The sequence below is a fragment of the Nocardioides pocheonensis genome, from assembly GCF_003725535.1.
Classification (GTDB): domain Bacteria; phylum Actinomycetota; class Actinomycetes; order Propionibacteriales; family Nocardioidaceae; genus Marmoricola; species Marmoricola pocheonensis.
On the sequence record NZ_RJSF01000005.1, the window covers coordinates 56,629 to 81,819 of the forward strand.

At 71.3% G+C, this 25,191-nt stretch carries 22 protein-coding genes; 11 read left to right on the forward strand and 11 right to left on the reverse strand.

From position 1 onward, the window contains the following. Positions 1-53: 53 nt before the first annotated feature. Complete coding sequence (locus EFL26_RS02485; protein ID WP_123221314.1) at positions 54-2,585, reverse strand: ABC transporter permease; 2,532 nt, start codon at positions 2,583-2,585, stop codon at positions 54-56. Between the two features lie 4 nt (positions 2,586-2,589). Continuing rightward, positions 2,590-3,378: an ABC transporter ATP-binding protein gene (locus EFL26_RS02490; RefSeq protein WP_123221315.1), complete on the reverse strand. Its 789-nt coding sequence runs from the start codon at positions 3,376-3,378 to the stop codon at positions 2,590-2,592. 104 nt (positions 3,379-3,482) lie between these two features. On the opposite strand from EFL26_RS02490, the gene EFL26_RS02495 reads away from it, so the two are divergent. Beyond that, positions 3,483-4,907, forward strand: coding sequence for a glycoside hydrolase family 1 protein (locus EFL26_RS02495; protein WP_123221316.1), 1,425 nt, complete (start codon positions 3,483-3,485; stop codon positions 4,905-4,907). A 13-nt stretch (positions 4,908-4,920) separates the two neighbouring features. Here EFL26_RS02495 and EFL26_RS02500 read toward each other — a convergent pair whose 3' ends face one another. The 3 genes from EFL26_RS02500 to EFL26_RS02510 all read right to left on the reverse strand — a co-directional run bounded on the left by EFL26_RS02500 (position 4,921) and on the right by EFL26_RS02510 (position 8,249). Beyond that, positions 4,921-5,859, reverse strand: coding sequence for a carbohydrate ABC transporter permease (locus tag EFL26_RS02500; RefSeq protein ID WP_123221317.1), 939 nt, complete (start codon positions 5,857-5,859; stop codon positions 4,921-4,923). Continuing rightward, positions 5,856-6,818: a carbohydrate ABC transporter permease gene (locus tag EFL26_RS02505; RefSeq protein ID WP_123221318.1), complete on the reverse strand. Its 963-nt coding sequence runs from the start codon at positions 6,816-6,818 to the stop codon at positions 5,856-5,858. Before EFL26_RS02505 ends, EFL26_RS02500 begins: the two co-directional genes overlap by 4 nt. 75 nt (positions 6,819-6,893) lie before the next feature. Next, positions 6,894-8,249, reverse strand: a complete 1,356-nt coding sequence (locus EFL26_RS02510) for an ABC transporter substrate-binding protein (RefSeq protein ID WP_245999974.1) — start codon at positions 8,247-8,249, stop codon at positions 6,894-6,896. A gap of 314 nt (positions 8,250-8,563) precedes the next feature. Here EFL26_RS02510 and EFL26_RS02515 point away from each other — a divergent pair, with 314 nt between their 5' ends. Further along, a complete protein-coding gene (locus EFL26_RS02515; RefSeq protein ID WP_123221434.1) occupies positions 8,564-9,652 on the forward strand; it encodes an ABC transporter ATP-binding protein in 1,089 nt (362 codons plus the stop codon). Between the two features lie 292 nt (positions 9,653-9,944). Then, positions 9,945-11,324, forward strand: coding sequence for a helix-turn-helix domain-containing protein (locus tag EFL26_RS02520; protein WP_123221320.1), 1,380 nt, complete (start codon positions 9,945-9,947; stop codon positions 11,322-11,324). 12 nt (positions 11,325-11,336) lie between these two features. Here the strand turns inward: EFL26_RS02520 and EFL26_RS02525 are convergent, their stop codons facing one another. Then, a complete protein-coding gene (locus EFL26_RS02525) occupies positions 11,337-12,872 on the reverse strand; it encodes a GntP family permease (protein WP_123221321.1) in 1,536 nt (511 codons plus the stop codon). Between the two features lie 110 nt (positions 12,873-12,982). On the opposite strand from EFL26_RS02525, the gene EFL26_RS02530 reads away from it, so the two are divergent. After that, positions 12,983-13,489 (forward strand): gluconokinase, encoded by a 507-nt coding sequence (locus EFL26_RS02530; RefSeq protein ID WP_123221322.1) that lies wholly within the window; start codon positions 12,983-12,985, stop codon positions 13,487-13,489. 37 nt (positions 13,490-13,526) lie between these two features. Here the strand turns inward: EFL26_RS02530 and EFL26_RS02535 are convergent, their stop codons facing one another. Together EFL26_RS02535 and EFL26_RS02540 are read right to left on the reverse strand one after the other, a co-directional pair. Next, positions 13,527-14,471, reverse strand: a complete 945-nt coding sequence (locus EFL26_RS02535) for an NADP-dependent oxidoreductase (RefSeq protein WP_123221323.1) — start codon at positions 14,469-14,471, stop codon at positions 13,527-13,529. A gap of 1 nt (position 14,472) precedes the next feature. Next, a complete protein-coding gene (locus EFL26_RS02540; RefSeq protein ID WP_123221324.1) occupies positions 14,473-15,144 on the reverse strand; it encodes a GTP cyclohydrolase II in 672 nt (223 codons plus the stop codon). Positions 15,145-15,242: 98 nt separating this feature from the next. Between EFL26_RS02540 and EFL26_RS02545 the strand changes: the two genes are divergently transcribed. Together EFL26_RS02545 and EFL26_RS02550 are read left to right on the forward strand one after the other, a co-directional pair. Continuing rightward, entirely contained in the window at positions 15,243-15,749 is a 507-nt protein-coding gene (locus EFL26_RS02545; protein ID WP_123221325.1) for a MarR family winged helix-turn-helix transcriptional regulator, read from the forward strand. Beyond that, positions 15,746-16,792 (forward strand): class I mannose-6-phosphate isomerase, encoded by a 1,047-nt coding sequence (locus EFL26_RS02550; RefSeq protein WP_123221326.1) that lies wholly within the window; start codon positions 15,746-15,748, stop codon positions 16,790-16,792. The genes EFL26_RS02545 and EFL26_RS02550 overlap by 4 nt, the downstream gene beginning before the upstream one ends. Here the strand turns inward: EFL26_RS02550 and EFL26_RS02555 are convergent. Together EFL26_RS02555 and lhgO are read right to left on the reverse strand one after the other, a co-directional pair. After that, entirely contained in the window at positions 16,782-17,231 is a 450-nt protein-coding gene (locus EFL26_RS02555) for a pyridoxamine 5'-phosphate oxidase family protein (RefSeq protein WP_123221327.1), read from the reverse strand. The two genes, EFL26_RS02550 and EFL26_RS02555, sit on opposite strands and share 11 nt — an antisense overlap. A gap of 133 nt (positions 17,232-17,364) precedes the next feature. After that, entirely contained in the window at positions 17,365-18,561 is a 1,197-nt protein-coding gene (lhgO, locus tag EFL26_RS02560; protein ID WP_123221328.1) for an L-2-hydroxyglutarate oxidase, read from the reverse strand. Between the two features lie 122 nt (positions 18,562-18,683). Between lhgO and EFL26_RS02565 the strand changes: the two genes are divergently transcribed. The 5 genes from EFL26_RS02565 (at position 18,684) to EFL26_RS02585 (ending at position 24,228) form a co-directional block, all read left to right on the forward strand. After that, positions 18,684-20,942, forward strand: a complete 2,259-nt coding sequence (locus tag EFL26_RS02565) for an MMPL family transporter (protein WP_123221329.1) — start codon at positions 18,684-18,686, stop codon at positions 20,940-20,942. Between the two features lie 234 nt (positions 20,943-21,176). Further along, entirely contained in the window at positions 21,177-21,569 is a 393-nt protein-coding gene (locus EFL26_RS02570) for a hypothetical protein (protein WP_123221330.1), read from the forward strand. Between the two features lie 67 nt (positions 21,570-21,636). Beyond that, the gene (locus EFL26_RS02575) at positions 21,637-23,184 is read left to right on the forward strand and encodes a YjjI family glycine radical enzyme (RefSeq protein ID WP_123221331.1); all 1,548 of its coding nucleotides are present in this window, start codon (positions 21,637-21,639) and stop codon (positions 23,182-23,184) included. Next, positions 23,156-23,881 (forward strand): radical SAM protein, encoded by a 726-nt coding sequence (locus tag EFL26_RS02580; RefSeq protein WP_123221332.1) that lies wholly within the window; start codon positions 23,156-23,158, stop codon positions 23,879-23,881. The genes EFL26_RS02575 and EFL26_RS02580 overlap by 29 nt, the downstream gene beginning before the upstream one ends. A gap of 95 nt (positions 23,882-23,976) precedes the next feature. Then, entirely contained in the window at positions 23,977-24,228 is a 252-nt protein-coding gene (locus EFL26_RS02585) for a hypothetical protein (protein ID WP_123221333.1), read from the forward strand. A 48-nt stretch (positions 24,229-24,276) separates the two neighbouring features. Here the strand turns inward: EFL26_RS02585 and EFL26_RS02590 are convergent, their stop codons facing one another. Beyond that, complete coding sequence (locus EFL26_RS02590) at positions 24,277-25,119, reverse strand: arylamine N-acetyltransferase family protein (protein WP_123221334.1); 843 nt, start codon at positions 25,117-25,119, stop codon at positions 24,277-24,279. Positions 25,120-25,191 lie beyond the last annotated feature (72 nt).

A 25,191-nucleotide genomic window follows, 5' to 3' on the forward strand; every position in this document is an offset into this window, starting at 1 on the left:
TGCCTGGTCGGAGCGTAGCCAGATGCGCGCGTCAGCGACACTTCATTCGGCGCTCACTCCGTGGTGATCGCCTGGAGCACGTCGACCCTGCTGGCCCGACGGGCCGGCCCGATCGCCGCCAGCACGCCGACCCCTGCCGCCACGACCAGGTAGACGAGCAGTGTCGTGACGGGCACCGTGACCCGCGAGATGCCCTCGTCGGCGAGGGCCCGGCTCAGGGCGACGCCTGCGCCCGTCCCGAGGGCGAGACCGGTGACCGCGCCCAGCATCGACATCAGCACCGACTCGCGTCGTACGACGGTCCGCACCTGCCGACGGGTCGCCCCGACCGCGCGCAGCAGGCCGAGCTCGCGAGTGCGCTCCACGACCGAGAGCACGAGCGTGTTCACGATGCCCAGGATCGCCACGATCACGGCCAGCAGCAGCAGGGCGGTGACCAGCCCGAGCATCTGGTCGACCGAGTGGCGGGCGTCCTTCGTCAGCTCGGCGGGATCGCTCACCTTCACGTTCGGGTACGCCGCGAGCGCCTTCTTCACCGCCGCCTTCGTCTGCGCGGGATCCACCCTCGGGGCGTTGCTGAGCATGACCGCCGCGTCGAGCTTCGAGGTGACGTTCGGCGCGTAGTCAGCCATGCCCATCACGTAGGTGGCGTTGATCAGGAAGCCCTTGCTGAACGTGCCGGCGACCCGCATCCGCACCGCACCCGTCTCGGGATAGGTCACCGTGAGGGTGTCGCCGACGCCGACGCCGAGATCCTCGGCCTTCTTGTCGCTGACCAGGATCGAGCCGTGGTCGAGACCCTCGAGACCACCGCTCTCGATGCCGAGATCGATCACGTCGGAGAGCCCCGCGGTGTCCATCCCGGTGACGAAGGCGTTGCGGCCGTTCACGCGCGCACCGGACTCCCGGAACGCCACGACCGCACCGAGGTCGCTGCGCTCCCGCATCGCCGCGGCCACCGATGCCGGCATCCCGACACCCATGCCGGCCGGCTGCAGGATCAGGTCGGACCGGTTGCCGTCGTTGACGGCCGCGGTGATCGAGGAGCGCATCGACGCGGCGGTCACCGCCACCGCGACGACGACCGTCAGCCCGATCGTGAGCGCCAGCGCGGTCGCTGCGGATCGGCGGGCGTTGCGAGCGATGTTGCGCGCCGCCATCCGCCAGCCACTCCCCCGGCGGCCGTGGTCCGCCAGGCGGGCGGTTCCGCCGGCCAGCAGCGGTCCCGCGGTGACGAGGCCCGCGAACGCGGCCAACGTGGCGAACGTCGTCCACCACGGCACGTTGCCGACCCAGGCGCACGCAACGAGGCCGAGGGCCCCGGCGCCGACCAGCACCCAGCCCGCCGTGGACCGCAGCCGCCCGATGACACTGCTGGACGTCGCCGCATCACGCAGGGCCTCCATCGGCGACACGCGCGTGGCCGACCAGGCTGGCGCGATCGCCGCGACCATCGTGACCCCGAGCCCGACGGCGAGCGCGGCCACGACGGTCCGGGTCTCCAGAGCCGGAGTCGTCGTGGGGATCTCGGCACCCACCAGCTTCATCAGCGAGCGGATCCCGGCCGCCAGACCGACACCGGCGAACAGCCCGATCACGCCCGATGCCAGACCGATCAGCGCGGCCTCCGCGAGGACGCCGCCGAGCACCTGGTGCCGCGAAGCGCCGACGGCACGGAGCAGCGCCACCTCGCGGCGGCGCTGGGCCACGAGCACGTTGAACGTGTTCCAGATGACGAAGGACCCGACCAGCAGGGAGACGCCCGCGAAGACCAGCAGGACCTTGGTGAAGATGCCCATCGCGTCACGGACCGACGCGGATCCCTCCGACGCCACCTGCTCAGCGGTCAGGACCTCGACACCGTCGGGCAGCACGGCGGCGATCCGGTCGCGCAGCTCCGCTGCGCCGATCCCGGCCTCGCCCTTGACGGCCACGTTGTCGACCTTGCCCTCCTTGCCGGTGATGACCTGCGCCGTCGGCAGGTCGAAGCCGGCGAACGTGGCCCCGAGGATGCTGTCGGTCTTGCCGAAGCCGATCGTGCCGACCAAGGTGAACGTCCGCCGGCCGCCCTGGTAGACGACGTCGACGTGGTCACCGAGCCCGAAGCCGGCCTTCTTGGCCGTGGCCGCGTCGAGAGCCATCTCCTGGGGCCCGGACGGCTTGTGGCCGGACCGGTAGGAGAAGTCGCCGGCCAGGCGGTCGTCACCCGACGCCGTGCCGCCGATCGTCGGGGCGCCACCGGGCTGGATCGGCTTGCCCGCCTTGTCGAGCACCAGCGCATAGCCCGCGACGTCGCCCTGGGCCACCACGACCCCGGGCACGCCGGCGACGCGCGCGACGATGCTCTCGTCGAGCGGACGCTGGGTCCCCCCGGTGGTGACATCGATCTCGTACGGCGCCTTGGCGCGCACGATCACGTCCTGACCGGACGTGAGGCCGGCGTAGAGCTGGTCGAAGGCCTTGCCCATCGTGTCCGAGAGCACGAACGTCCCCGAGACGAACGCGACCCCCACGGTCACCGCAGCGACCGTGAGGAACAGTCGCAGCTTGTTGACGAACAGGTTGCGCAACGACACCTTGAGCATCGGCTCACTCCTCGCCCAATCGGCCCATCACGTCCAGGATGTGCTCGCGCGTCGGCTCGGACAGCTCGAGGACGATCCGGCCGTCGACGAGGAAGACCACCCGGTCCGCATGGGCCGCCGCACCCGGGTCGTGGGTCACCATCACCACCGTCTGCAGCAGCTCGTCCACGACGGACCGCAGGAAGCGCAGCAGCTCGGAGCTCGCGTGCGAGTCCAGGGCGCCCGTCGGTTCGTCGGCGAACACCACCGCAGGGCGGCGGATCAGCGCCCGCCCGACGGCGACCCTCTGCTGCTGCCCTCCGGAGAGCTCGGACGGCCGGTGGCGCAGCCGGGACCGCAGGTCGAGCTTGTCGACCACGGTGGCGAACCACTCGGGGTCGGGAGCCGCGCCGGCGAGGTCCGCCGGCAGGGTGATGTTCTCCTCGGCGGTGAGGGTCGGGAGCAGGTTGAACGACTGGAAGACGAAGCCGAGCCGGTCGCGGCGCAGGACGGTCCGCTCGCGGTCCGACAAGGTGGCCAGATCGGTCTCCCCGATGAAGACCTGGCCGGAGGTCAGGGTGTCGAGGCCGGCCAGGCAGTGCATCAGGGTCGACTTGCCGGATCCGGACGGACCCATGATCGCGGTGAACTGGCCGCGCGGCAGGTCCAGGGTGAGGTCGTCGAGCGCGACGACCGACGTCTCGCCCGTGCCGTAGACCTTCCTCACGGCTACGGCGCGCGCGGCGAGCTCACCTGCCTGGGTCACCTCCCCGACCGCGGGCACGGGAACAGAATCGAGTCGCTGAGGGGTCATGTCTCCACCCTTTCGCCCGCTCCCGCGGGCGGTTAGAGGCCTACGGCCCGAATCGCCGGGGCCAAGGAAGCAACCGACCCTTCGGCAGGCCGTAGGTTGGCGCCATGAGCTCTCACCTGCCCGACCGCATCCGGCTCTCGTGGGGTGTCGCGAGCGCCTCCTACCAGGTCGAGGGAGCGACCGGCGAGGACGGCCGCGGCGTGTCCATCTGGGACACCTTCGCGGCCCGCCCCGGAGCGGTCGTCGACGGCAGTGACGGCGCGGTCGCCTGCGACTCCTACCACCGGCTCGACGAGGACATCGCCCTCGTGGCCGGGCTCGGGGTCGACCACTACCGGTTCTCGATCGCCTGGCCGCGGGTGCAGCCGACCGGCTCCGGTCCGGTCGAGCCGCGTGGTCTCGCCTACTACGAGCGCCTGGTCGACGCCCTCCTCGAGCGCGACGTCAACCCGATGGCGACGCTCTACCACTGGGACCTGCCCCAGCAGCTGGAGGACGCGGACGGCTGGCTGAACCGGGACACGGCCGAGCGCTTCGCCGACTACGCGGCGCTGGTCCACGAGCGGCTCGGTGACCGGGTCCGGCTCTGGGCGACGCACAACGAGCCGTGGTGCGCGGCGTACGTCGGCTACGGGTCCGGTCGCCACGCGCCCGGTCGCCAGGAGGGCGGCCGCACCCACGTCACCGCCCACCACCTGCTGCTCGGTCACGGCCTCGCCGCGGCCCGCCTCCACGAGGCCGGCGCCGATGCGGTCGGCATCGTCCTGAACCTCACCCCGGTGTGGCCCGACCGCCCCGAGGCCGCGGAGGTGGCCGACGGCGTCGACGCGATCCGCAACCGGGTCTGGCTCGGCCCGCTCGTCGACGGCGCGTACGACGAGGGCACCCTGCGGGTCGCGCCGGTGCTGGCCGACCCGACCGTCGTCCGCGAGGGCGACCTGGACCTGGTCCGCGGCTCGGCCGACTGGCTGGGCGTGAACTACTACACCCCGGCTCGGGTCGACCTGCCGGTCGAGGAGGTTTCGGCAGGCTCAACCACCTCGGGGGGCTCCACCACGCTGGTTGAGCCTGCCGAAACCACCGGTGGCGATGCCGGCGTCGAGGAGTTCCCCGGGGTCGCGCCGTTCCGGTTCACGCCGCGCGCACCGCTCACCGACATCGGCTGGGAGGTGGAGCCGCGCGGCCTCGAGGAGCTGCTGGTCACCACCCACCAGCGGACCGGGCTTCCGCTCGTGGTGACCGAGAACGGCGCCGCCTACCCCGACACCGCCCGCACCGGCGACCGGGCCGTCGACGACCAGGACCGGATCGGCTACCTCAGCGACCACATCGCCGCGGTCGAACGCGCCCGCGAGCAGGGCGCCGACGTGCGCGGCTACGTGCTCTGGACCCTGATGGACAACTTCGAGTGGGCCGAGGGCTACACCAAGTACTTCGGGATCGTGCACGTCGACCGGGACACGCTCGCGCGCACGCCGAAGGCGTCGTACCACTGGTACGCCGAGCGGGTGCGGGCCGGTCAGGCCTGATCGATCGGAGGCGCTAGCCCTTCACGCTCCCGGACAGCAGGCCGCGGACGAAGTAGCGCTGGCCGGCCAGGAACACGATCAGCGGCACCACCAGCGACACGAACGCACCGGCGGCGAGCAGGTGCCAGTCCTGCCCACGGGTGCCGGACAGCTCGGCCAGCCGGACGGTGAGCGGTGAGACGTCGAGGCTGCCGCCACCGAAGACGAGCGCGACCAGCAGGTCGTTCCAGACCCAGAGGAACTGGAAGATCCCGAATGCCGCGATCGCCGGCATCATCAGCGGCAGCATGATCCGGCTGAAGATGCGCACGTGGCCGGCGCCGTCGACGCGCGCCGCCTCGATCAGCTCCGCCGGGATCTCCTTCATGAAGTTGTGCAGCAGGTAGATCGCCAGCGGCAGCGCGAAGATCGAGTGCGACAGCCAGATCGTGTAGAACCCGCCACCGGGCGCATCCCCACCCGCGAGCTGCGGCAGCCCGAACGGCGGGTTCACGTACAGGGTGAGCAGCGGGATCATCGTCACCTGGATCGGCACGATCTGCATGGCGAAGACGGCCACGAACAGGACGCTGCGACCGGGGAACTTCATCCACGCGAACGCGTACGCCGCCATCGTCGCCAGCGAGATCGGGATGATCACCGAGGGGATCGTGATCGCAATGGAGTTCACGAAGTACGTCGCCAGGTCGGTGTCGCTCCCGTGCAGCACGGCGCGGTAGTTGTCGAGCGTCACGTGCGGGTTGGTGAAGAAGTTCCACCAGCCGTTGCCCTGGACGTCGGCCTGGGGACGGAAGGACGAGATCAGCAGGCCTGCCGTCGGGATCGTCCACAGCACCGCGATCACGACCGCAGCGAACGATGCCCAGCGGTTGGTCAGTGCCGTGTGCGCCTTCGTCCCTGCCGGAACGCGGGCAGCCGGCGGAACCGTCAGCTCGGGCGTGGTGGTCGTCATCGTGCCTCCAGCTTGCGCATCTGACGGATGTTGTAGACCACGATCGGTGTCACCAGCAGGAACAGCAGCACTGCCAGCGCCGCACCGAGCCCCGTGTTGAACGAGCGGAAGCTCTGCACGTAGAACTCGTAGGCCAGCACGCTGGTGCCGAAGTTGCCGCCGGTGGCCGTTCGGACGATGTCGAAGACCTTGAGCGTCGTGATGCTGATGGTGGTGAGGACGACGATCAGCGAGGGTCGGATCATCGGCACCGTGATGAACCGGAACATCCGCATTCCGGAGACGCCGTCGAGCCGGGCGGCCTCGACGATGTCGTCCGGGATCGACTTGATCGACGCGGACAGCACCGTCATCGCGAAGCCGGCCTGCACCCAGATCATGATCACGATCAGGAAGAAGGTGTTCCACGGTTCAGTGAGCAGGAACCGGTAGGTGTCGAAGCCGAGCCACTTCAGGATCTGGTTGGCCAGGCCGATCTGGTCGTTCTCGGTGGCCTTGTAGTCGTAGACGAACTTCCAGATCAGCGAGGCGCCCACCAGCGAGAGCGACATCGGCAGGAAGATCAGCGCCTTGGCGAACTTCTCGAACTTCGCGCGGTCGACCAGGACGGCGTAGACCAGGCCGATGACGGTCGCCGCGATCGGCGTGACGATCACCCAGAAGGCGGTGTTGCGCAGCACGACCAGCTGGTCGTGGTCGGTGAAGATGTGGTGGTAGTTGTCGGTGCCCACGAAGGCGGTCGACCCAGCGTTCCGGAACGACTCGTAGACCGTGCGCAGCATCGGGTAGAGCAGTCCGAAGCCGATCATCAGCACGGCCGGCAGGACGAAGGCAGTCGTCTGCAGCACCTCGCCACGCCGGGATTTCACGCGATCGGCCAGGAACAGCATCAGGCCGACCACCGCGACGAACAACGCGACCGCGATGCCCATCTGGACGAGCTTCTCACCTGTCGACATCCGTCGATCCCTCCTCGAGAGTTCGAGCCGGTCCGCGGGAGTGCTCAGGGCACCCCCACGAACCGGCTCAGGCCATCAGCTCTTCGGCCAGGATGCCTCGATCTTGTCGAGAGCGTCCTTGGTGCTCTCGCCCGTGGCGATCCAGGCGGTCATCTCCTTCCAGAAGGAGCCCGACCCGACCTCACCCGGCATCTGGTCCGAACCGTCGAAGCGGAAGACCGCGTTCGGGTCCTGCAGCGTCTCGGCCGACAGCTTGTCGATCGGGCTGACCAGGTTGTTCGGGTCGAGACCCTTGTTCGCGCTGACCCAGCCGCCGCCCGGCGTGTCCTTGGCCTTCTCGTTGGCCCAGGTGTCGCTGGAGAGGTAGGTCTGGAACGCCTGGACCTCGGGACGCTTGTTGAACGCCGTCACGAACTCGCCACCACCGAGGACGGGCTTGCCGTTGTCCTGGTTGGTGACGGGCAGGTAGAAGGCGAACGCGTCACCGTTCTCGGAGACGTCCGTGCCCTTCGGCCAGTTGGCGGCGTAGAAGCTCGCCTGGCGGTGCATCGCGCACTGACCCTTGAGGATCGGCAGGCCGCCGTCCTGGAAGGTCGTCGTCGCGATCGACTTCACGTCGCCGTAGCCACCGTTGACGTACTTCGGGTTCTTCAGGATCGCGCCGTCGCGGTCGAGGGCCTCAGCGACCTTCGGGTCGTTGAACGGCACGTCGTGGGCGACCCACTGGTTGTAGAAGTCCGCGCCGGCGTCGCGCAGGATCGTGTCCTCGAGCCAGTCGGTCAGCGGCCACCCGGTCGCGTCGCCCGAGCTGATGCCCGCGCACCACGGCTTGATGCCGGTGGCGGCGATCTTGTCGGTCAGCTGCATCATCTCGTCCCACGTCTGCGGGACCGTCCAGCCGTTCTTCGCGAACATCTTCGGGGAGTACCAGACGAACGACTTCACGTTCGCGCCCAGCGGAGCGGCGTAGAACTTCCCGTCGACGGTGCCGTAGGCCTTCCAGTCCTTGCCGAACCACTTGTCGACGTTGTCGGAGACGTCCTTGGGAGCCTCGGCGACCTTGCCGGTCTGCTTGACCAGCGTGGCCAGCAGGCCCGGCTGCGGCACGTAGGCGATGTCAGGCGCGTTGCCGCTCTTGACCCGCACGACCAGCTGGGCCTCGAACTCCTTGGAGCCTTCGTACTGCACGGTCGCGCCGGTGCAGGTGGTGAAGACCTTGTAGGAGTCCTTCTGCGACTGGTCCTCCGGGGCCACGATCGAGGTGTAGACGTGGACCTTCTTGCCGGTGAGGTTGCCGTACTTGGTCAGCTGTGCGCACTCGGGCTTGCCCTCACCGGGAGACTTCCCGCCTGCCGAGCTGCTGCCGTTTCCTCCCCCGCCACAGGCGGCGAGGACGAAGCCGGCCGTGGCCACGAGGGCCAGCGCGCTCAAGCTTCGCCGGGTGTTGATTCGTCGCATCCGTCTTGCTCCCTTGTTCGTCCTGCTTCATTGCTGGAGTCTTCATTGCTGGAGTGCCGGCTCGACCGCGCACGGGTGCATCGGGTCGCGGATGCCGATGCTTGATACAAGCGCGGCGCGGAGGGAGATGTCCACGAAACAAAGGGGAAACAAGGTCACGAACGGATAACTCTGGGATCTTGGTCACCTTTGTCGTACTGTCAGCGCGTCCGGCGTTACCTGCGTCGCGACGTCCATCCCTTTACAACGGATCGTCCGGCACGTTCCTGCCGGTGAAGGAGATCAACATGACCACGGTCAAGTTCGACCAGGCCACGCGCCTGTTCCCAGGGTCCGAGCGACCCGCCGTCGACAAGCTGGACCTGGAGATCGCCGACGGCGAGTTCCTCGTCCTGGTCGGCCCCTCCGGATGCGGCAAGTCCACCTCGTTGCGGATGCTCGCCGGGCTCGAGGACGTCGATGAAGGCTCGATCTTCATCGGCGACCGCAACGTCACCGACGTGCCGCCCAAGGACCGCGACGTCGCGATGGTGTTCCAGAACTACGCGCTGTACCCGCACATGTCGGTCGCCGACAACATGGGGTTCGCGCTGAAGATCGCCGGAGTGCACAAGGACGAGATCCGCACCCGCGTCCAGGACGCCGCGAAGATCCTCGACCTCGAGGAGTACCTCGACCGCAAGCCCAAGGCGCTCTCCGGTGGTCAGCGCCAGCGCGTCGCGATGGGTCGCGCGATCGTGCGGTCCCCCCAGGTGTTCCTGATGGACGAGCCGCTGTCGAACCTCGACGCGAAGCTGCGCGTGCAGACGCGCAGCCAGATCGCGGCGCTGCAACGCCGGCTCGGCGTCACCACCGTGTACGTCACGCACGACCAGGTCGAGGCCATGACGATGGGCGACCGCGTCGCGGTGCTCAAGGACGGCATCCTGCAGCAGGTCGACACGCCCTCCTACATCTACGACAACCCGGCCAACGTCTTCGTCGCCGGTTTCATCGGCTCCCCGGCGATGAACCTGCTCGAGGTCGGCGTCCAGGGCGACACCATGGAGTTCGGCAGCGCACACGTCCCGCTGCGGCGCGAGGCCGCCGGCGCGGCGCACCAGAGCGGAGACGCCGTGACCATCGGGGTCCGGCCCGAGGACATGGAGCTGGTCGGCGACGGCCAGGGGCTGCGCACGGAGATCAACCTCGTCGAGTCCCTCGGCGCCGACGCCTACATCTACGGCGTGGCGAAGCTCGGCGGCGCCGAGCACCACGTGATCGCGCGCGTCGACGGACGCACGCCGCCGCAGAAGGGCGACCTCGTCGACTTCGCCCCCAAGCCGCAGCACGTCCACGTGTTCTCGACCGCCACCGGCGAGCGCCTGCCGAGCTGAACCAGGCGCGTACCTGGCCGTCACACCGGCCGGTCGACCAGTCGTTCGACCGGCCGGTCCGACGCACGGGGGCGGCGGGCATCCCCACGAGGGCTGAGCCGCTCGTCCACCGCCACCCGTGCGACTCACGACGCTCGTGCCCGTGGCACCGGCCCCGGAGGCGACGCCCCACTTGTCCGGTTTGCCTAAGTCAACGATCCGCGGCGAACTTTGTCAAGTGCGCGGCGCTCTCTGGCAAGTCCGGTGTGCAGAAACTGGACAAAAGCGGAGGTTCGTGCGGCAGAATGGCGCGATGGACACCACCCTCGCCGAGCTCAGCAAGTCCATCGACCCCGCCGTGCTCGGCCGCCGGCTGCGCAACGCGCGCGTCGCGGCGGGTCTCACGCAGACCGAGGCCGCCGGGGGCCACGCCTCGACGGCGTACATCTCGAGGATCGAGGCTGGTCAGCGCCGGCCGGACCTGAAGCTGCTCGGCCACCTGGCCGAACGGCTCGGCACCACCGTCGAGGAGCTGCTCGTCGGGATCACGCGCGACCAGCGCGCGGAGCTCCAGCTGGAGCTGGACTACGCGGAGCTGGACCTCGCCGCCGGCAACGCCGCCGAGGCACTCGCCCGTGCTGAATCGATCCTGGGTCGGCTGCCCGACTCGGGCATCCGCGAGCTCGAGCGGCCCGCTCGCTTCGTGCGAGCGTTCGCCCTCGAGGGCAAGGGCGACCTGGACGGCGCGATCATCGCCCTCGAGGAGCTCACCGCGACCGAGCCCTACGACCTCGACTGGATCCGCGGCCTGATCGGGTTGAGCCGCTGCTACCGCGAGGCGGGCGACCTGAGCATGGCCGTCGACGTCGGCGAGCGCGCCGCGGAGGTCATCGAGCGCCAGGGTCTGTCCAGCCTGAACGAGGCGATGCAGCTCACCCTCACGGTCGCGGCGGCGTACTTCGAGCGTGGCGACACCAGCCACGCCGTGCGGCTCTGCAAGCAGACGATCGCTCAGGCCGAGAAGCTCGGCTCGGCGACGGCTCGCGGTTCGGCGTACTGGAACGCGAGCGTGATGGCCTCACGACAGGGCTCGGTGCACGAGGCGCTCGCGCTGGCGCGCAAGGCGATCGCCCTGTTCGAGCAGGACAGCGACACCCGCAACCTGGCCCGGCTGCGGACCGAGCTCGGCCACATGCAGATGCGGCTGGACCCGCCGGAGGCGGCCGAGGCCAAGACGATCCTCGAGCGTGCGGCCCGTGAGCTGGAGTGGTCGAACGCGAGCGCCGTGGACAAGGTCGCGAACCAGCTGGGCCTGGCGCGTGCGCACCTGCTGCTCGGCGACGCGGACGCGGCCGCCGAGCAGTCCGCGCAGACCTACGAGCTCGCCCGCGACCAGGCGCCGCTGACCGCTGCGGACGCCCTGGTGCTGCGCGGTCAGATCGCCGCGGCTCAGGGACGCACCAGCGACGCCGCCGCGTCGTACCACGAGGCGATCCTGCTGCTCAGCGGTGTGGGCGCCGACCGCCGCGCTGCGGAGCTGTGGTTCGAGCTCGGCGGCCTGCTCCAGGACGTCGGCGAGGCGACCGCCGCCCTCGACGCGTACCGGCGCGCGGCCGCGTCCACGGGCCTCACCTCGCGCCTGTCGCTGCAGGAGACGTTGGCCAGGGCCGAGCACGGCAGCGAACGCCCGTAGGCCGATCGCGCGTCAGACGATCACGCTCAGCAGCAGGACGCAGAGCAGCCCCATCACCGAGATCACGGTCTCCATCACCGACCACGACTTCAGGGTCTGACCGACGGTGAGACCGAAGTACTCCTTCACGAGCCAGAAGCCGGCGTCGTTGACGTGGCTGAAGAACAGCGAGCCCGAGCCGATCGCCAGCACCAGCAACGAGAGGTGGCTCGTGCTGAGGTCGGCGCCGAGGCCGCCGACGATGCCCGCCGTGGTCACGGTGGCCACCGTCGCCGACCCGGTCGCGAGGCGGACGCCCACGGCCACGAGCCAGCCCAGCAGCAGCGGCGAGAGGCTCGAGTGCTTGGCCGCGTCGGCGATCACGTTCGCGACTCCGGAGTCCGACAGGACGGTCTTGAACCCGCCGCCCGCCGCGACGATCAGCATGATCGAGGCGACCCCGGGCAGACCCGAGCCCAGCGACTCCTGCACCCGCTCCCGGGACATGCCCGAGGTGGCACCGAGCGCGACCATCGCCACGAGCACGCCGATGAGCAGGGCCATCGACGGGTCACCGATGAAGTCGAGGGTGTCGCGGACCTTGCCGCCCTCGTGGGCCGTGAGGTCGGCGACCGCCTTGAGCAGCATCAGGAAGACGGGCAGCACCATCGTGAGCACCGCGGCCGCGAACGGTGGGCGACGGAGCGGCCGCGCGGCCGGCGTACCGGCGGCGCTGCTCTCCTCGGCCGTCTCGCCGACCCCACCACTGGCGCGTGCCGGGTCACCGACACCGCGCGTGGTCCCGGGCCCGCCGGCACCCGCCGGAGCGGAGCCGACCGAGGCCGGCGACCGGTCCCCGAGGCCGGTGAGGGCCGCAGCCCGCTCCTCGGTCGCGTAGATGGGTACCAGCTTGTCGAGGAACTGCGCGAGCAGCGGACCCGCGACGATCAGGGTGGGGACGGCGACGATCAGCCCGAAGATCAGGGTCCGGCCGAGGTCGGCGTGCAGCAGGTCGATCGCGGTCACCGGCCCGGGGTGAGGCGGCACCAGGCCGTGCAGCACCGACAGTCCGGCCAGGGCAGGGATGCCGATCCGCATCAACGAGATCCGCGTGCGCAGGCCGACCAGGATGATGATCGGGACCAGGATGACCACGCCGATCTCGAAGAACATCGGCAGCCCGATGATCCCCGCGATGAGGGCCATCGCCCAGGGCAGCCGCGTCGGGCCGACCCGTTCGACGATCCGGTCGACGATCTCGTTCGCGCCCCCGGAGTCGGCGAGCAGCTTGCCGAGCATCGCGCCGAGCGCGATGAGCAGGCCCACGGTGCCGAACGTCGTGCCGAGCCCGTCGACGAACGCGTGCAGCACGTCCAGCGGCGCCACGGCGGCCACCGCGCCGAGGACGCCGGTGCCGAGCATCAGGGCGATGAACGGGTGGAACTTCGCCCACACGATGAGGACGACCACCGCGGCGATGGCCAGGACTGCGGCCAGGAGGAGCTGGGTGTTGCCGGCGTCGCTGAGCGGCTGGTCGGCCGCGAGCACGGGCAGCGCTGAGTGGGTCATGACGCACCTCTCTTCGGAACTCGCCGGTTCAGGTGCCCGCTCGCGCGGGAATCATGTGCTGCAGCACGGCGGGTACCGCAGCCGGACGACGAGACCCCGAGGAGCGGCCGATGGCACACACACCACTCGTGGTGATGGGGGTGTCCGGGTCCGGGAAGTCGACGGTCGGGGCCGCCGTGGCGCAGCGGCTCCGGGTGCCGTTCGCCGACGCCGACGACTTCCACCCCCCGGCCAACATCGCGAAGATGACGGCCGGGCACGCGCTCGACGACCACGACCGGCATCCGTGGCTGGAGGCGATCGGGACGTGGCTCGCCGAGCATCCCGACGGCGGCGTGATGAGCTGCTCGGCACTGAAGCGCAAGTACCGCGACCAGCTGCGTCACCACGCCCACGAGATCGCGTTCCTGCTCCTCGACGGCACTCCCGAGGTGATCCGCAAGCGTCAGGCGAGCCGCCCGGGCCACTTCATGCCGGCGTCGCTGCTCGCGTCGCAGTTCGCGACGCTCGAGCACCTCGCCCCCGACGAGAACGGCGTGACGATCGACGTCGACCAGAGCGTGGACGCGGTGGTCGAGGAGTACCTGCGCTGGGACCGCTCGGTTCGCGAGAGCTAGACCCAGCCGGTCGGACGGCCGCGCGGGGTCGGTCGGGTCAGAGCCGGATCACGGTCTTGCCCCGGGCATGCCCGGCGCGGGCCCGGGCCACCGCTTCCGGCACCTCGGCCAGCGTCACCGAGCTGTCGACCGTGATCCGCAGCCGGCCCCCTGCGGCGAGGGCGGCGACGGCGCCGAGAGCCTCGGGGGTCGCGTCGCTGTAGAAGTTGGTGCCGCGCAGCCCGCGGGCCTGGAGGGCCTCGGGGTCGAGGGCGCCGTTGGTGCTCAGCGCGACGCCGCCGGGCCGGAGCAGCCCGACGATCGGGTCGGCGTCGCCCGGGCCGCTGACCAGGTCGAGCACGGCATCGATGCCGTCGGGGTGGGCGGTGCGCACCTGCTCGGCGGTGGGGCCGCGGGTGAAGTCGACGACCTCGGCGGCGCCCAGGTCGCGCAGGTGGTCGGCGAGGTCGGAGGGACCGGTCGCGACCACGTGCGCGCCGGCAGCCGCGGCGAGCTGGACCGCCGACTGGCCGACCCCACCCGAGGCTCCGTTGACGAGGAAGATCGCCCCGGGCTCCAGCGCCGCGGCCTCGACTGCCTGGTACGCCGTCACGCTGGCCGTCGGGAGGGCGGCGGCCGTCTCGAAGGACAGGCCCTCCGGCATCGGCGCGAGCTTGCCGTCGGCGGGAGCGAGCACCTGCTCGGCGTACGAACCGCGGCCGAGGGCGACCTTCATGAACTGGCCGAAGACCCGGTCGCCCACCGAGAAGGCCTCCACGCCGGCGCCGACCGCCTCGACCTCGCCGGCGCCGTCGGACCCCATCACCACGGGGAAGGGGTGCTCGACCACGCCCTTGAGGGCGCCGTCGATCACCTTCCAGTCGAAGGGGTTCATGCCGGCGGCGCGCATCCGCACGCGGATCTCCCCGGCGCCCGGCTCGGGGACCGGGAGGTCGGCGAGCTCCGGTTCGACACCGAAGTCGCGGATCACGACCGCGCGCACGTCAGCCCACCAGACCGGCGATGCCGGCCAGGTCGATGTCGTGCTGCGTGTGCTCGACCTTGGCGTGCAGGTAGCGCAGGTTGCTGTCGGTGGCGAAGACCCCGGTCGGCGTGGTCCGGCGCACCAGCACACCGAGGTCGCGGAGCTGGGCCGCCTTGTCCGGGTTGTTCGTGAGCAGGTCGAGCTCGCCGATCCCCAGCGCCGAGAGCATCTGCGCCGCGGCGGTGTAGTCACGGGCGTCCTCGGCGAACCCGAGGGCGCGGTTGGCCTGGTAGGTGTCGAGGCCGGTGTCCTGCAGCGCGTAGGCGTCGAGCTTGTTGTAGAGCCCGATGCCGCGCCCCTCCTGCCGCAGGTAGAGCAGCACGCCGCCGGTGTCCGCGATCCGCTCGACCGCCTCGCGCAGCTGGGGACCGCAGTCGCACCGGGTGGAGCCGAACACGTCGCCGGTGAGGCACTCCGAGTGCATCCGGACCAGCGGCACCTCCCACGTCGAGGGATCGCCGAGCACCAGCGCGACGTGCTCCTGGCCGTCGGCGAGGCCGTGGAAGGTGACCGCGTCCACCGTCACGGAGTAGCCGTCCGCGAAGCGGAGCGGGATGCGCACGCGGGTGCGCAGGGTGGCGCGGGGGGCCAGCGGCGTGACGGCCGCCAGGCCGTGGATCGTGCTGCTCATCGGGTCTCCCGTCGTTCGGGTGGTCGTTCAAATTCGAACTCGAAAGGAACCGTACCGGATCGTTCGAATTTGAACAAGAGATTTGTTACGCTCACGACATGACCGGGACGCGGTGGCTCAGCGACGAGGAGAAGCGTGCCTGGCACGCGTTCGTCGCGGCCAGTGCCCTGGTCGACCGCCGCCTCGACCTCCAGCTCAAGGAGTCGGTCGGCATCTCGCACCAGCAGTACGGCATCCTCGTGCAGCTGTCCGGGACGTGCGACCACGAGATGCGGATGACCGAGCTCGCGGAGGCCCTGCTCAACTCCAAGAGTGGCCTGACCTACCAGATCTCCCAGCTCGAGAAGGCCGGCCTGGTGCGCCGTCGGAGCTGCACCAGCGACGTCCGCGCGGTGTACGCCGTCCTCACCGAGGCCGGGCAGAAGCTGCTCGAGAAGGCGGCTCCCGGCCACGTCGCCCTCGTCCGCGAGCTGATCATCGACGTGCTCACCGACGACCAGCGCGAGGCGATCGCGGACGGGCTCGGCGAGGTCACCCGACGCATCCTGGGCGACGCGGCCGAGGCTCCCGGCGCGACGGACTCCCCGCAGGCGGCCGCGGGATGAAGCCGCTCCTCCTCGCGCCCAACCCGGTGCAGCACTTCTACCGCGGCGGCGCGCGGATCGCCGCGCTGCGCGGCTTCACACCCACCTCCGACCACCAGCCCGAGGAGTGGGTGGCCGCGACGGTCGCGCGGTTCGGCGAGGAGACCACCGGGCTCGCGGTGACCGAGGACGGACGACTCCTGCGCGACCTCGTCGAGGCCGATCCGGCCGCCTGGCTCGGCGCCGAGCCGGCCGCGGCGCCCCGACCCGGGCCGGCGGACACCGGCGTGCTCGTCAAGCTGCTCGACGCCGGGCAGCGGCTGCCGGTGCACGCCCACCCGGACCGCGCGTTCGCCGCGAGTCACCTGGACTGCCCCTACGGGAAGACCGAGTCGTGGTTCGTGGTCGACGCCGAGCCCGGCGCGGCGGTGCACCTCGGGTGGACCGAGGACGTCGATCCGGCCGAGCTCGCCGTACGCCGCGACGAGCAGGATTCGGACTGGATGCTGTCCCGCATGCACCGGGTGCCGGTCGAGCCCGGCGACGGGATCCTCGTGCCGGCCGGCCAGGTGCACGCGATCGGCGAGGGCGTGTTCGTGGTCGAGGTGCAGGAACCGACCGACTTCTCGATCCTGCTCGAGTGGTCGGTGACCACCTCGACCCGCGAGGAGTCGCACCTCGGCCTGGGCTTCGAGCGTGCGATGGCCGCGGTGTCCCACGAGGCCCTGAAGCCGGCCGACCTCGCCTCGTTGCGCCGGCGGGTCGACCCCGGCCTCACCACCGGCACGCTCACGCCCGCGCTGCCGTCGCTCGGTGACACCTTCTTCCGGCTCGACGTCCTGGCCCCGGGGGCCGAGCAGAGCGAGCCCGTGCCCGCGGGGTTCGCCGCCGTGGTCGTGCTCGAGGGTGGCGGGGCGCTCGTGTCCGAGGCGGGCGAGGTGCCGGTGGCCGGGGGCGACCTGGTCGCCGTCCCCGCGGCGTACGGCGCATGGTCGGTCCGCGGGCCCCTCCACGTGCTCGTCGCGCGTCCGGGGATCGGCTGGCCCGCGGCGCTCAGCCAGTGACCAGGCGCATCCCGCTGACGATCTCCGGCGCGATCGCGATCGCGGTGTCCATCGCGGAGTCGACCCAAGGGTGCAGCCGCTCCGCGATCCGGCGGAGTCGTTCCGGATCGGTGATCACCGTCGCGATCCCGGTGACCACCACGCTCCACCCGGTCCGCTCGACCGGGTCCAGGTGGTCCGCCTCGTAGGCGACGACGAGGTCAGGCTGGTCGATCGCACCGTCCGCGTGGTCGGCCAGGGCCGTGCTCAGACCGGCGAGGCGACGCGTGCGGATCACGATCTCGCCGTCGTCGACGACGTGGTTCACGGGGCGGATCGCCGGCAGCGCCGCCAGGGTGAAGACCACCCGCCCGTAGGTGACCGTCGCGAGCAGGTCGAGCGCCTCGGCCCGGCCGATCTCCCGCAGCACCCGCTGGTCGGCGAGCGGCTCGGCGGTCATGGGCGCGCTCCTTCCGAGCATCGGTGGCGCACGGGCGACTCCCTCCGGACCACAGTCGTAGACGGCCACCCTCCCGGACGGGAGGTGGCCCAGGCAGTGCCGAAGGTCCTGAAAGAGCCGGGACCGAGGGCCCTCAGGCCCAGTCGAGGCGCGCGACGACGTGCTCGGCGATCGCCAGGCTCGACGTGGCCGCCGGGGAGGGCGCGTTCCGGATGCTGGTGACCCCGCCCGCCTCGTGGATCCGGAAGTCGTCGACGAGCGTGCCGTCACGGTCGACCGCCTGAGCGCGGATCCCGCACCGCCCGCGCACGACGTCCTCGAGGCCGATCTCCGGCACGTAGCGGCGGGCGTCGCGGAGATAGGCCTGCAGGGACACCGATCCGCGCACCTCACGGACGCCCGTGCGCCAGTGCGTGGCCGCCATCCGCCAGAAGCCGGGCCACGAGGCGAGGTCGCGGACGTCGGCCCAGTCCAGGTCGCGACGGCTGTACCCCTCGCGCGCGAGCGCGAGCACGGCGTTCGGACCGATCTCGAGGTCACCGGAGACCCGCCGGGTGAAGTGCACGCCGAGGAACGGGTAGCGCGGGTCCGGCACGGGGTAGATCAGGCCCCGGACCAGCCCCCGCTTCTCCGGTACGACGCTCAGGTACTCGCCGCGGAAGGGCACCGTGCGCGGTCCGTCGACGTCCCCCACCCACCGGGCGACCCGGTCGGACTGGAGGCCGGCGCACACCACCAGCCGGTCGAAGCGGTGCCGTCCGGACGGGGTCTCCACCTCGAGGAGTGCGCTCGCGCGATGCACACCCAGGGCCGGCGTCGCGAGCAGTACCTCGCCGCCCGATCTCCGGATCTCCCCGGCGAGCGCTTCGGCGACCGCGACGAAGTCGGTGATCGCGGTGGCCGGCGAGTGCAGCGCCGCGACTCCCGCGGCGTGCGGCTCGATCTCCCTGATCCCCTCCGCGTCGAGGCGGCGGAGGCCGGGCACGCCGTTCTCCCGGGCCGTCCGCTCGAGGGCGTCGAGCCGGCCGAGCTCCGCGGCGTCCACCGCGACGACGAGCTTGCCGCACTCGGCGTACGGCACGTGGTGCTCGGCGCAGTAGTCGCGCAGGAGCCGCCTCCCCCGTGCGCACAGCTCGGCCTTGAGGCTCCCGGGCCGGTAGTAGATGCCGGCGTGCACGACGCCGGAGTTGTGTCCGGTCTGGTGCGCGCCGACCCGGTCCTCCTTCTCCAGCACCACGACCTTCAGCCCCGGGTGCTCCCGCGCGAGCTGCCGCCCGATCGCCAGGCCGACGATCCCGCCCCCGATGATGCCGACCGACTGCACGCCCACGGGGACAGTCTCCCGCCCCGGAGCAGTGCGGTCGGCGCGACCCCGCGGCCCGGGCGTCCGCCCCGAAACGGACACCCGTTCGGCCCTGCCGCCCGACGGGGCGCCGGAGCAGGATCGGAGCCATGGGTAGGGAGAAGGTCAACCCGGGCCCCGTCGTGCCCGGACGTCGCAACATCGCCGCGAGCATGGCTCGCTGGAGCGTGCGCCACCGCATCGTCGCCGTCGTCGGGTGGGTGCTCTTCGTCGCGCTCGCCGTCGCCGTCGGCGCGTCCGCCGGGCAGCAGCAGATGACCGAGGACGAGTACGCGCAGGGCGACTCGGCGAAGGCGCTGCAGGTCCTGGACCAGGCTGGGCTGGCCTCGAAGGCCAGCGAGATGTTCCTGCTCACCGGTCCCGGCGCGGCCACCGGGCCGGCGATGCACGCGACCGTGACCGACCTCGTCGGTCGCCTCCAGGCGACGGGGCTGGTCACGGCGGTCACCGAGCCGTACGCGAACGGGCTGGTCTCGGCCGACGGTCACTCCGTCCTGGTGCAGGTGACGATGAAGGGCGACCCGATGACCGCGGCGGACCGGGTCCAGCCGCTCGAGGACGCGGCGGCAGCGACCGCGAAGGCGCACCCCGGCGTCCGGCTCGACGAGTTCGGCGACGGCTCGGCCAACCAGTGGTTCAACGACACGATCGGCAAGGACTTCCGGCGCGCGGAGTGGACCGCCGTACCGCTGGCCCTCGGGATCCTGCTGATCGCCTTCGGCGCGTTCCTCGCCGCCGTGCTGCCGGTCGGCCTGGCGCTGACCTCGTTCCTGGCGGCCAACGGGCTGCTGGCCCTGATCAGCCACCGGATGCACGTCGACAGCTCGACCAGCTCGGTGATGCTCCTGGTCGGGCTCGCCGTGGGCGTCGACTACTGCATGTTCTACCTGCGCAGGGAACGCGAGGAGCGAGCGCTGGGGCGCACTCCTGAGTCCGCCCTGATGACCGCCGCGGCGACCTCGGGCCGCTCGGTGCTGGTCTCCGGACTCACCGTGGTCGCGGCGATGGCAGGCATGTACCTCTCCGGCATGACGCTCTTCAACGGCTTCGGCACGGCCGCGATCCTGGTCGTGCTGGTCGCGATCCTCGGCTCGGTGACCGTGCTGCCGGCGCTGCTGTCCCTGCTCGGTGACCGGGTCGACCTCGGCCGGGTGCCGGGACTGGCCCGGATGCGCCGCCCGCAGGGTGGCAGCAAGGCCTGGGCCGCGATCCTCGGCCGCGTGCTGAAGCGGCCCGGCGTCTCCACGACCGTGGCGACGCTGTTCCTGCTGGTCCTCGCCGCCCCCGCGGTCGGCATCCACACCGAGAAGCTCAGCCTCTCCAAGCTCCTCCCGGCGGACGCCAGCATCATGCAGTCCTACCGCCGGATCAACACGGCGTTCCCGGGCGGCCCGAGCCCGGCGAACGTCGTGGTCGCGTCCCGCGACCTGAGCAGTCCCGCCCTGACCGCCGCGGTCGCGGACTTCCGGGCGAGGGCGGCCTCCACCGGGGCGGCGCAGGGGCCGATCGTCCCCGACGCACACCCCGACGCCGGCATCCTCGAGCTCTACGTCCCGCTCGCCGGCAGTGGCTCGGACAAGACCTCGGCGCGTGCGCTCGCCACGCTGCGCGAGGACGTCATCCCGGCGACCCTCGGCGCGGTGCCGGGGACGAAGGTGTACGTCGCCGGCAACCTCGCGTTCTCCGAGGACTTCAACGCCCACCTGGAGAAGGCGATCGTGCCGGTGGTCGCCTTCGTGCTGGTCCTCGCGTTCGTGCTGATGCTGGTGGCGTTCGACTCCGTGACGATCGCCGCGGTGTCGGTGCTGCTGAACGTGCTCTCGATGGCCGCCGCGTTCGGCGTGATGGTCGCGGTCTTCCAGCACGGCTGGGGGGCCGGCCTGGTCGGCGCCCACGGCGTGGGCGCGATCGAGTCCTGGATCCCGCTGTTCTCGTTCGTGATCCTGTTCGGGCTCTCCATGGACTACCAGGTCTTCGTGGTCTCGCGGATCCGTGAGGCCCACGACCGCGGACTGCCGACCCGTGACGCCGTGGCCCACGGCATCGAGATCTCCGCCGGTGTCGTGACCAGCGCCGCGGCGATCATGGTGGGCGTCTTCGCCGTCTTCGGCACGCTGTCGATGACCACCTTCAAGCAGCTCGGCGTGGGGCTCGCCGTCGCGATCCTGCTCGACGCCACGGTGGTGCGCGCGGTGCTGCTGCCGTCGCTGCTGGCGGCGCTCGGCGACCGCACCTGGTGGCTGCCGCGGCGCCTGCGCTTCCTCGCGAGGGGTGAGGAGCACGAGGCGGCCGAGGCGCCGACGGCGCCGGTCGAGGCACCGACCGGGGTGGGCCAGCCGGTGCCGTGACCCGTCGTACGCCGGGCAGCGGATGCGATCCCTTGATACCCCCTCGGGTATGATGAGAGAGCGAACACCGGACCGCGGAAGGACTCCCCCATGTGCATGCCCGCCACCTGTCGCGCCTGCGGCAAGGCCAGCTACACCGGCTGCGGTGAGCACGTAGAGTCCGTGCTGGGCAACGTGCCGGTCGACCAGCGCTGCTCGTGCCGCTCGTGAGCGCCGGTCGACCGAGGAGGACCGATGACCGAGACGCCGCGTGACGTGACGAGCGCTGCCGCGTCATCCGGCCCTGCCGCTCCCCGCCGGGCCAGGCACCTGATGGACCCGAACGCTCCCCGTCCGGTGCGCAACGTCCGGGCCGAGAAGGAGAGCCTCACCCGCGTGCAGCAGTGGGTGATGTCGACCCTCGCGGTCACCACGGGCCTGCACATGGCCGCCGGACTGATCCTCGCCGCGATGTTCCTCGACGAGCGCGGCACGGTGTCCCAGGTCGGGCTCAACATGATCGCCGGCATCTTCGGCGTGCTGTCGATCGCCGCCGCGCTGGCGATCCACAAGCGCGCGTGGCTCAGCCCCTGGCTGACCCTCGGCATGGTCCCCACCATCGTGGGGCTCTGGCTGACCTTCGGCTGACGCACGCCCCGCGCCGCGGGGTCTTTGGGCCCTGTGCCACGCCCCGAGCCGCGCCGATGCTGGAGCCATGGAGCTGCTCGAGCTGCGCCGGCAGGCGCGCGCCGTCATCGACGATCCTGCACTCACCTACCGGCAGCGCGTGCACCGGCTGGCTGCGATCGCGGAGAACGCGCTGGAGCCTCCGCCGGTGTCCGCGGAGTGCGCGGAGGCCCTGGAGAAGCGGGTCGTCTGCGACCTCTACGAGGGCAACGCGCCGTACCGGCCCCGCTACGTGCTGCCCGACTACGCGGTCCTCCTCGAGCGCGGGTCGTCGTTCCTCGAGCTCGCCCCGGCTCGGGACCTCGACGAGGCCCTGGCCCACCTGCTGATCGCCTACACGCAGGTCCCCTCGATCACCGGCTACCCGGTCTGGCTCGGTGACCTCGACGCGTTGCTGGAGCCGTACGCCGCCGACGTCGACGACGCCGAGCTGCAGCGCAGGCTGCGGCTGTTCTGGATCTCGCTCGACCGGATGCTGCCCGACGCCTTCACGCACGCGAACCTCGGCCCGCGCGACACCCGGGTGGGCCGGACGGCCCTGCGGCTGGAGCGCGAGCTGCTGCAGGTGGTGCCGAACCTCAGCCTCAAGGTGGACCCGGAGCTGACCCCGGACGACCTGGTCCGGGACGCCGTGGAGACGGTCTTCGCGTGCGGGCAGCCGCACTTCGTGAACCACCCGATGATGATCGCGGGGCTCGGGCCGGCGTACGGCGTGGCGTCCTGCTACAACTCGCTGCCCGCCGGTGGTGGCTCGCACACGCTGGTCCGGCTGAACCTCGCCGAGGTCGCGCTGCGCCACCAGGGATCGCGCGCCACCTTCCTCGACGAGCTGCTCCCGCACTACGTCGAGCTCACCGCGGAGCTGATGCAGGCGCGGATCCTGCACCTCGTGGAGGAGGCCCGGTTCTTCGAGCACTCCTGGCTGGTCGGCGACGGGCTCCTGAGCCTCGACCGCTACACCGCGATGTTCGGTGTCTTCGGTCTCGCCGAGGCCGTGGCCCGGGTGCTCGAGCACGAGGGCACTCCGGGCAGCTACGGCCACGACCCCGCTGCCGACCAGCTTGCCCACGAGATCCTCGAGCGGGTCGCCGAGCTCGTCGCCACGCGCCCGATGCCCTACTGCGAGGGCAGCGGCGGGCGTGCCCTTCTGCACAGCCAGAGCGGCATCGACTCCGACCTCGGCGTCACCGCGGGCTGCCGTGTGCCCGTCGGCGACGAGCCCGCCCTGCTCGAGCACCTGCGGACGGTCACGCCGAACCACGCGCTGTTCCCCGCCGGGATCAGCGACGTCCTGGCCTTCGACGAGACCACGAGACGCAACCCCGAGGCGGTGGTCGACGTGATCCGCGGGGCGTTCCGCACGGGCATGAGGGACTTCACCTTCAACCTCGACAGCAATGACTTCATCCGGATCACCGGCTACCTCGTGCGCAAGTCCGACCTGGCGAAGATCGAGCGCGGGGCCCGGCACGACAGCACCTTCCTGGGCGCGGGCTCGGTGGCGCAGTCCCACGTCGACCGACGGGCTCCGAAGAGGGTGGTGGCCGATGAGCTCGACGCCGGTCCGGCTCGCTGACGTCGTCCCGTTCTCGTGGGTGGACGGCCCGGGCAACCGGTTCGTGGTCTTCACCCAGGGGTGCCCGTTCGACTGCCTGGCCTGCCACAACCCGGAGACGATCCCGCCGCACCCTCCGGGCACCCGTCACCAGACCGTCGCCGGGCTGCTCACCGAGATCCGCCTCGCAGAGCCGTACCTGCAGGGTGTGACCGTCTCCGGCGGGGAGGCGACCGCGCAGTGGCGCTTCGTGCGCGACCTCTTCCGCGCGGTGCGGGCCGACCCGCGGCTCCGTCGGCTGACGACGTACGTCGACACGAACGGCCACGCGCTGCCCCGGGTCTGGGACGCCCTGCTGCCCGTGACCGACGGCTTCATGGTCGACCTGAAGGCGCTCGACCCCGACGTGCACCGACGGCTCACCGGGCGCGGCAACGGCCTCGTCCTCGACTCCATCCGGTACCTCCACGACCGGAACCGGCTCGCCGAGGTCCGGCTCCTGCTCGTCCCCGGCCACAACGACTCCGCGGACCAACTGGAGCGCACCGCCGCCTGGCTCGCGGCGCTCGACCCGGAGGTCCGCGTGGTGGTGATCGGGTTTCGCCGGCACGGCGTACGGCTCGAGTTCTCCGGGACGCCCGAGGCCACGCCGGAGCTCCTGGCCCGTGCGCGGGAGGCCCTCGAGGACGCCGGCCTGAGGAACGTCGTCACGGTGTGACAGGTCCTTGGACCCGGAATCGCGGATTCCGCCGGCACCGTCGCCCGCCCGCAGTTACCTTCGGGTTCCGCGTCGCCGACCACCCAGGATCCACGATGAGCAGCACCACACCGAACGCCTTCGGCCCGTACTCCACGCCGGCCGAGCTGGCCCGCGGCAAGCGCCGGGCGATCGTCGGCCTCCTGGTCGCCGTGGGCGCGGTGCTGCTCTCCGTCGTCGCGAGCCGCACCGTCGCGGACGGTCGTCTCGTGGTGGTCTACCTCCTGGCCGGCGCGCTCCACTTCACCTCCGCGATCAGCGCGTCGGTACGCTGGTCGCGCACGCCGGACTTCGACGCGGTCGGCTGACCCGACGCCGGCGCCAGGCGTCGGGCCCCTGGTCAGGAGCGACCCTGGTCAGGAGCGGAGGGCCGCCACCCTCGCGGCCAGGCGTCGCCGCTCGTCGTCGGTGAGCCGCACTCCCAGGGTCGCCAGCCACTCGTCCAGCTCCCCGTCACCCAGCTCGCGGTGCTCGGTCGGCTCTCCCGGCCGGCGGATCGTGAGCGCCTCGTGCGTCACCACGACGTGCCGGCCCGGCAGGTGGCGGGCGACCATGAGGCCGTTGCGGAAGTGCGAGGTGGGGAACGTGCTGGTGTAGTGGTGGCCCATCACCACGTCGACGGGGAGCACGTCGAGGTCGTCGGTCGTGTGCGTGACCTCCCAGCCTCTGTCGCTCTCCCGGTCGAGCGCCCAGCCGCCCGGCGTACGACGGACCCGGTAGGACCAGCCGCCGTAGGAGTCCTCCGCCCCGTCGGCGAGCACGATCGGCCGCAGCCGGCTCATCCCGAAGCCGGGGTCGCACAGCAGCCGCTGCCCGTCGACGGCGACCTCGACGACCATGTGCGTGCGGCCCTGCTGGGTGCCGGCGTCCGGGTCGCCGACCCGGCCGAGCCGGCGGCGGACGTCGTACCCCAGTCGCTGCAGCGCGGCCGCGAAGAGCGTCGAGTGCTCGAAGCAGTAGCCGCCCCTCCCCCGGCCGACGAACTTCGCCTGCACCGCCTCCAGGCCGACCCCGGGGTGCTGCTCGAGCAGCACATCGACGTTGTCGAAGGTGAACGTCCGGACGTGCGCCTCGTGCAGCTCGTCGAGGAGCTCGCGCGTGGGCGCCGACCCGTCGGAGCCCGCCTCAGGCGTGACCTCGAGCCGGGCCAGGTAGCCGCCGAGGTCGAGCCGCGCCACGTCCCAGGGATCCACGGTCATGATGATGAAGTCTGCGGGCCGAGGGCGCCGAGGGCCACCTCGATTTCGCGCCGGCGGCCCTAGGCTCGGCGC

Coding starts and splice junctions, on each gene's coding strand:
- EFL26_RS02545 (WP_123221325.1), top strand. CDS start 15,243: ATGACCGGGACGCGGTGGCTCAGCGACGAGGAGAAGCGTGCCTGGCAC.
- EFL26_RS02575 (WP_123221331.1), top strand. CDS start 21,637: ATGGAGCTGCTCGAGCTGCGCCGGCAGGCGCGCGCCGTCATCGACGAT.
- EFL26_RS02570 (WP_123221330.1), top strand. CDS start 21,177: ATGACCGAGACGCCGCGTGACGTGACGAGCGCTGCCGCGTCATCCGGC.
- EFL26_RS02555 (WP_123221327.1), bottom strand. CDS start 17,231: ATGACCGCCGAGCCGCTCGCCGACCAGCGGGTGCTGCGGGAGATCGGC.
- EFL26_RS02495 (WP_123221316.1), top strand. CDS start 3,483: ATGAGCTCTCACCTGCCCGACCGCATCCGGCTCTCGTGGGGTGTCGCG.
- EFL26_RS02490 (WP_123221315.1), bottom strand. CDS start 3,378: ATGACCCCTCAGCGACTCGATTCTGTTCCCGTGCCCGCGGTCGGGGAG.
- EFL26_RS02590 (WP_123221334.1), bottom strand. CDS start 25,119: ATGACCGTGGATCCCTGGGACGTGGCGCGGCTCGACCTCGGCGGCTAC.
- EFL26_RS02485 (WP_123221314.1), bottom strand. CDS start 2,585: ATGCTCAAGGTGTCGTTGCGCAACCTGTTCGTCAACAAGCTGCGACTG.
- EFL26_RS02540 (WP_123221324.1), bottom strand. CDS start 15,144: ATGAGCAGCACGATCCACGGCCTGGCGGCCGTCACGCCGCTGGCCCCC.
- EFL26_RS02525 (WP_123221321.1), bottom strand. CDS start 12,872: ATGACCCACTCAGCGCTGCCCGTGCTCGCGGCCGACCAGCCGCTCAGC.
- EFL26_RS02550 (WP_123221326.1), top strand. CDS start 15,746: ATGAAGCCGCTCCTCCTCGCGCCCAACCCGGTGCAGCACTTCTACCGC.
- EFL26_RS02580 (WP_123221332.1), top strand. CDS start 23,156: ATGAGCTCGACGCCGGTCCGGCTCGCTGACGTCGTCCCGTTCTCGTGG.
- EFL26_RS02500 (WP_123221317.1), bottom strand. CDS start 5,859: ATGACGACCACCACGCCCGAGCTGACGGTTCCGCCGGCTGCCCGCGTT.
- EFL26_RS02585 (WP_123221333.1), top strand. CDS start 23,977: ATGAGCAGCACCACACCGAACGCCTTCGGCCCGTACTCCACGCCGGCC.
- EFL26_RS02505 (WP_123221318.1), bottom strand. CDS start 6,818: ATGTCGACAGGTGAGAAGCTCGTCCAGATGGGCATCGCGGTCGCGTTG.
- EFL26_RS02520 (WP_123221320.1), top strand. CDS start 9,945: ATGGACACCACCCTCGCCGAGCTCAGCAAGTCCATCGACCCCGCCGTG.
- EFL26_RS02515 (WP_123221434.1), top strand. CDS start 8,564: ATGACCACGGTCAAGTTCGACCAGGCCACGCGCCTGTTCCCAGGGTCC.
- EFL26_RS02530 (WP_123221322.1), top strand. CDS start 12,983: ATGGCACACACACCACTCGTGGTGATGGGGGTGTCCGGGTCCGGGAAG.
- EFL26_RS02565 (WP_123221329.1), top strand. CDS start 18,684: ATGGGTAGGGAGAAGGTCAACCCGGGCCCCGTCGTGCCCGGACGTCGC.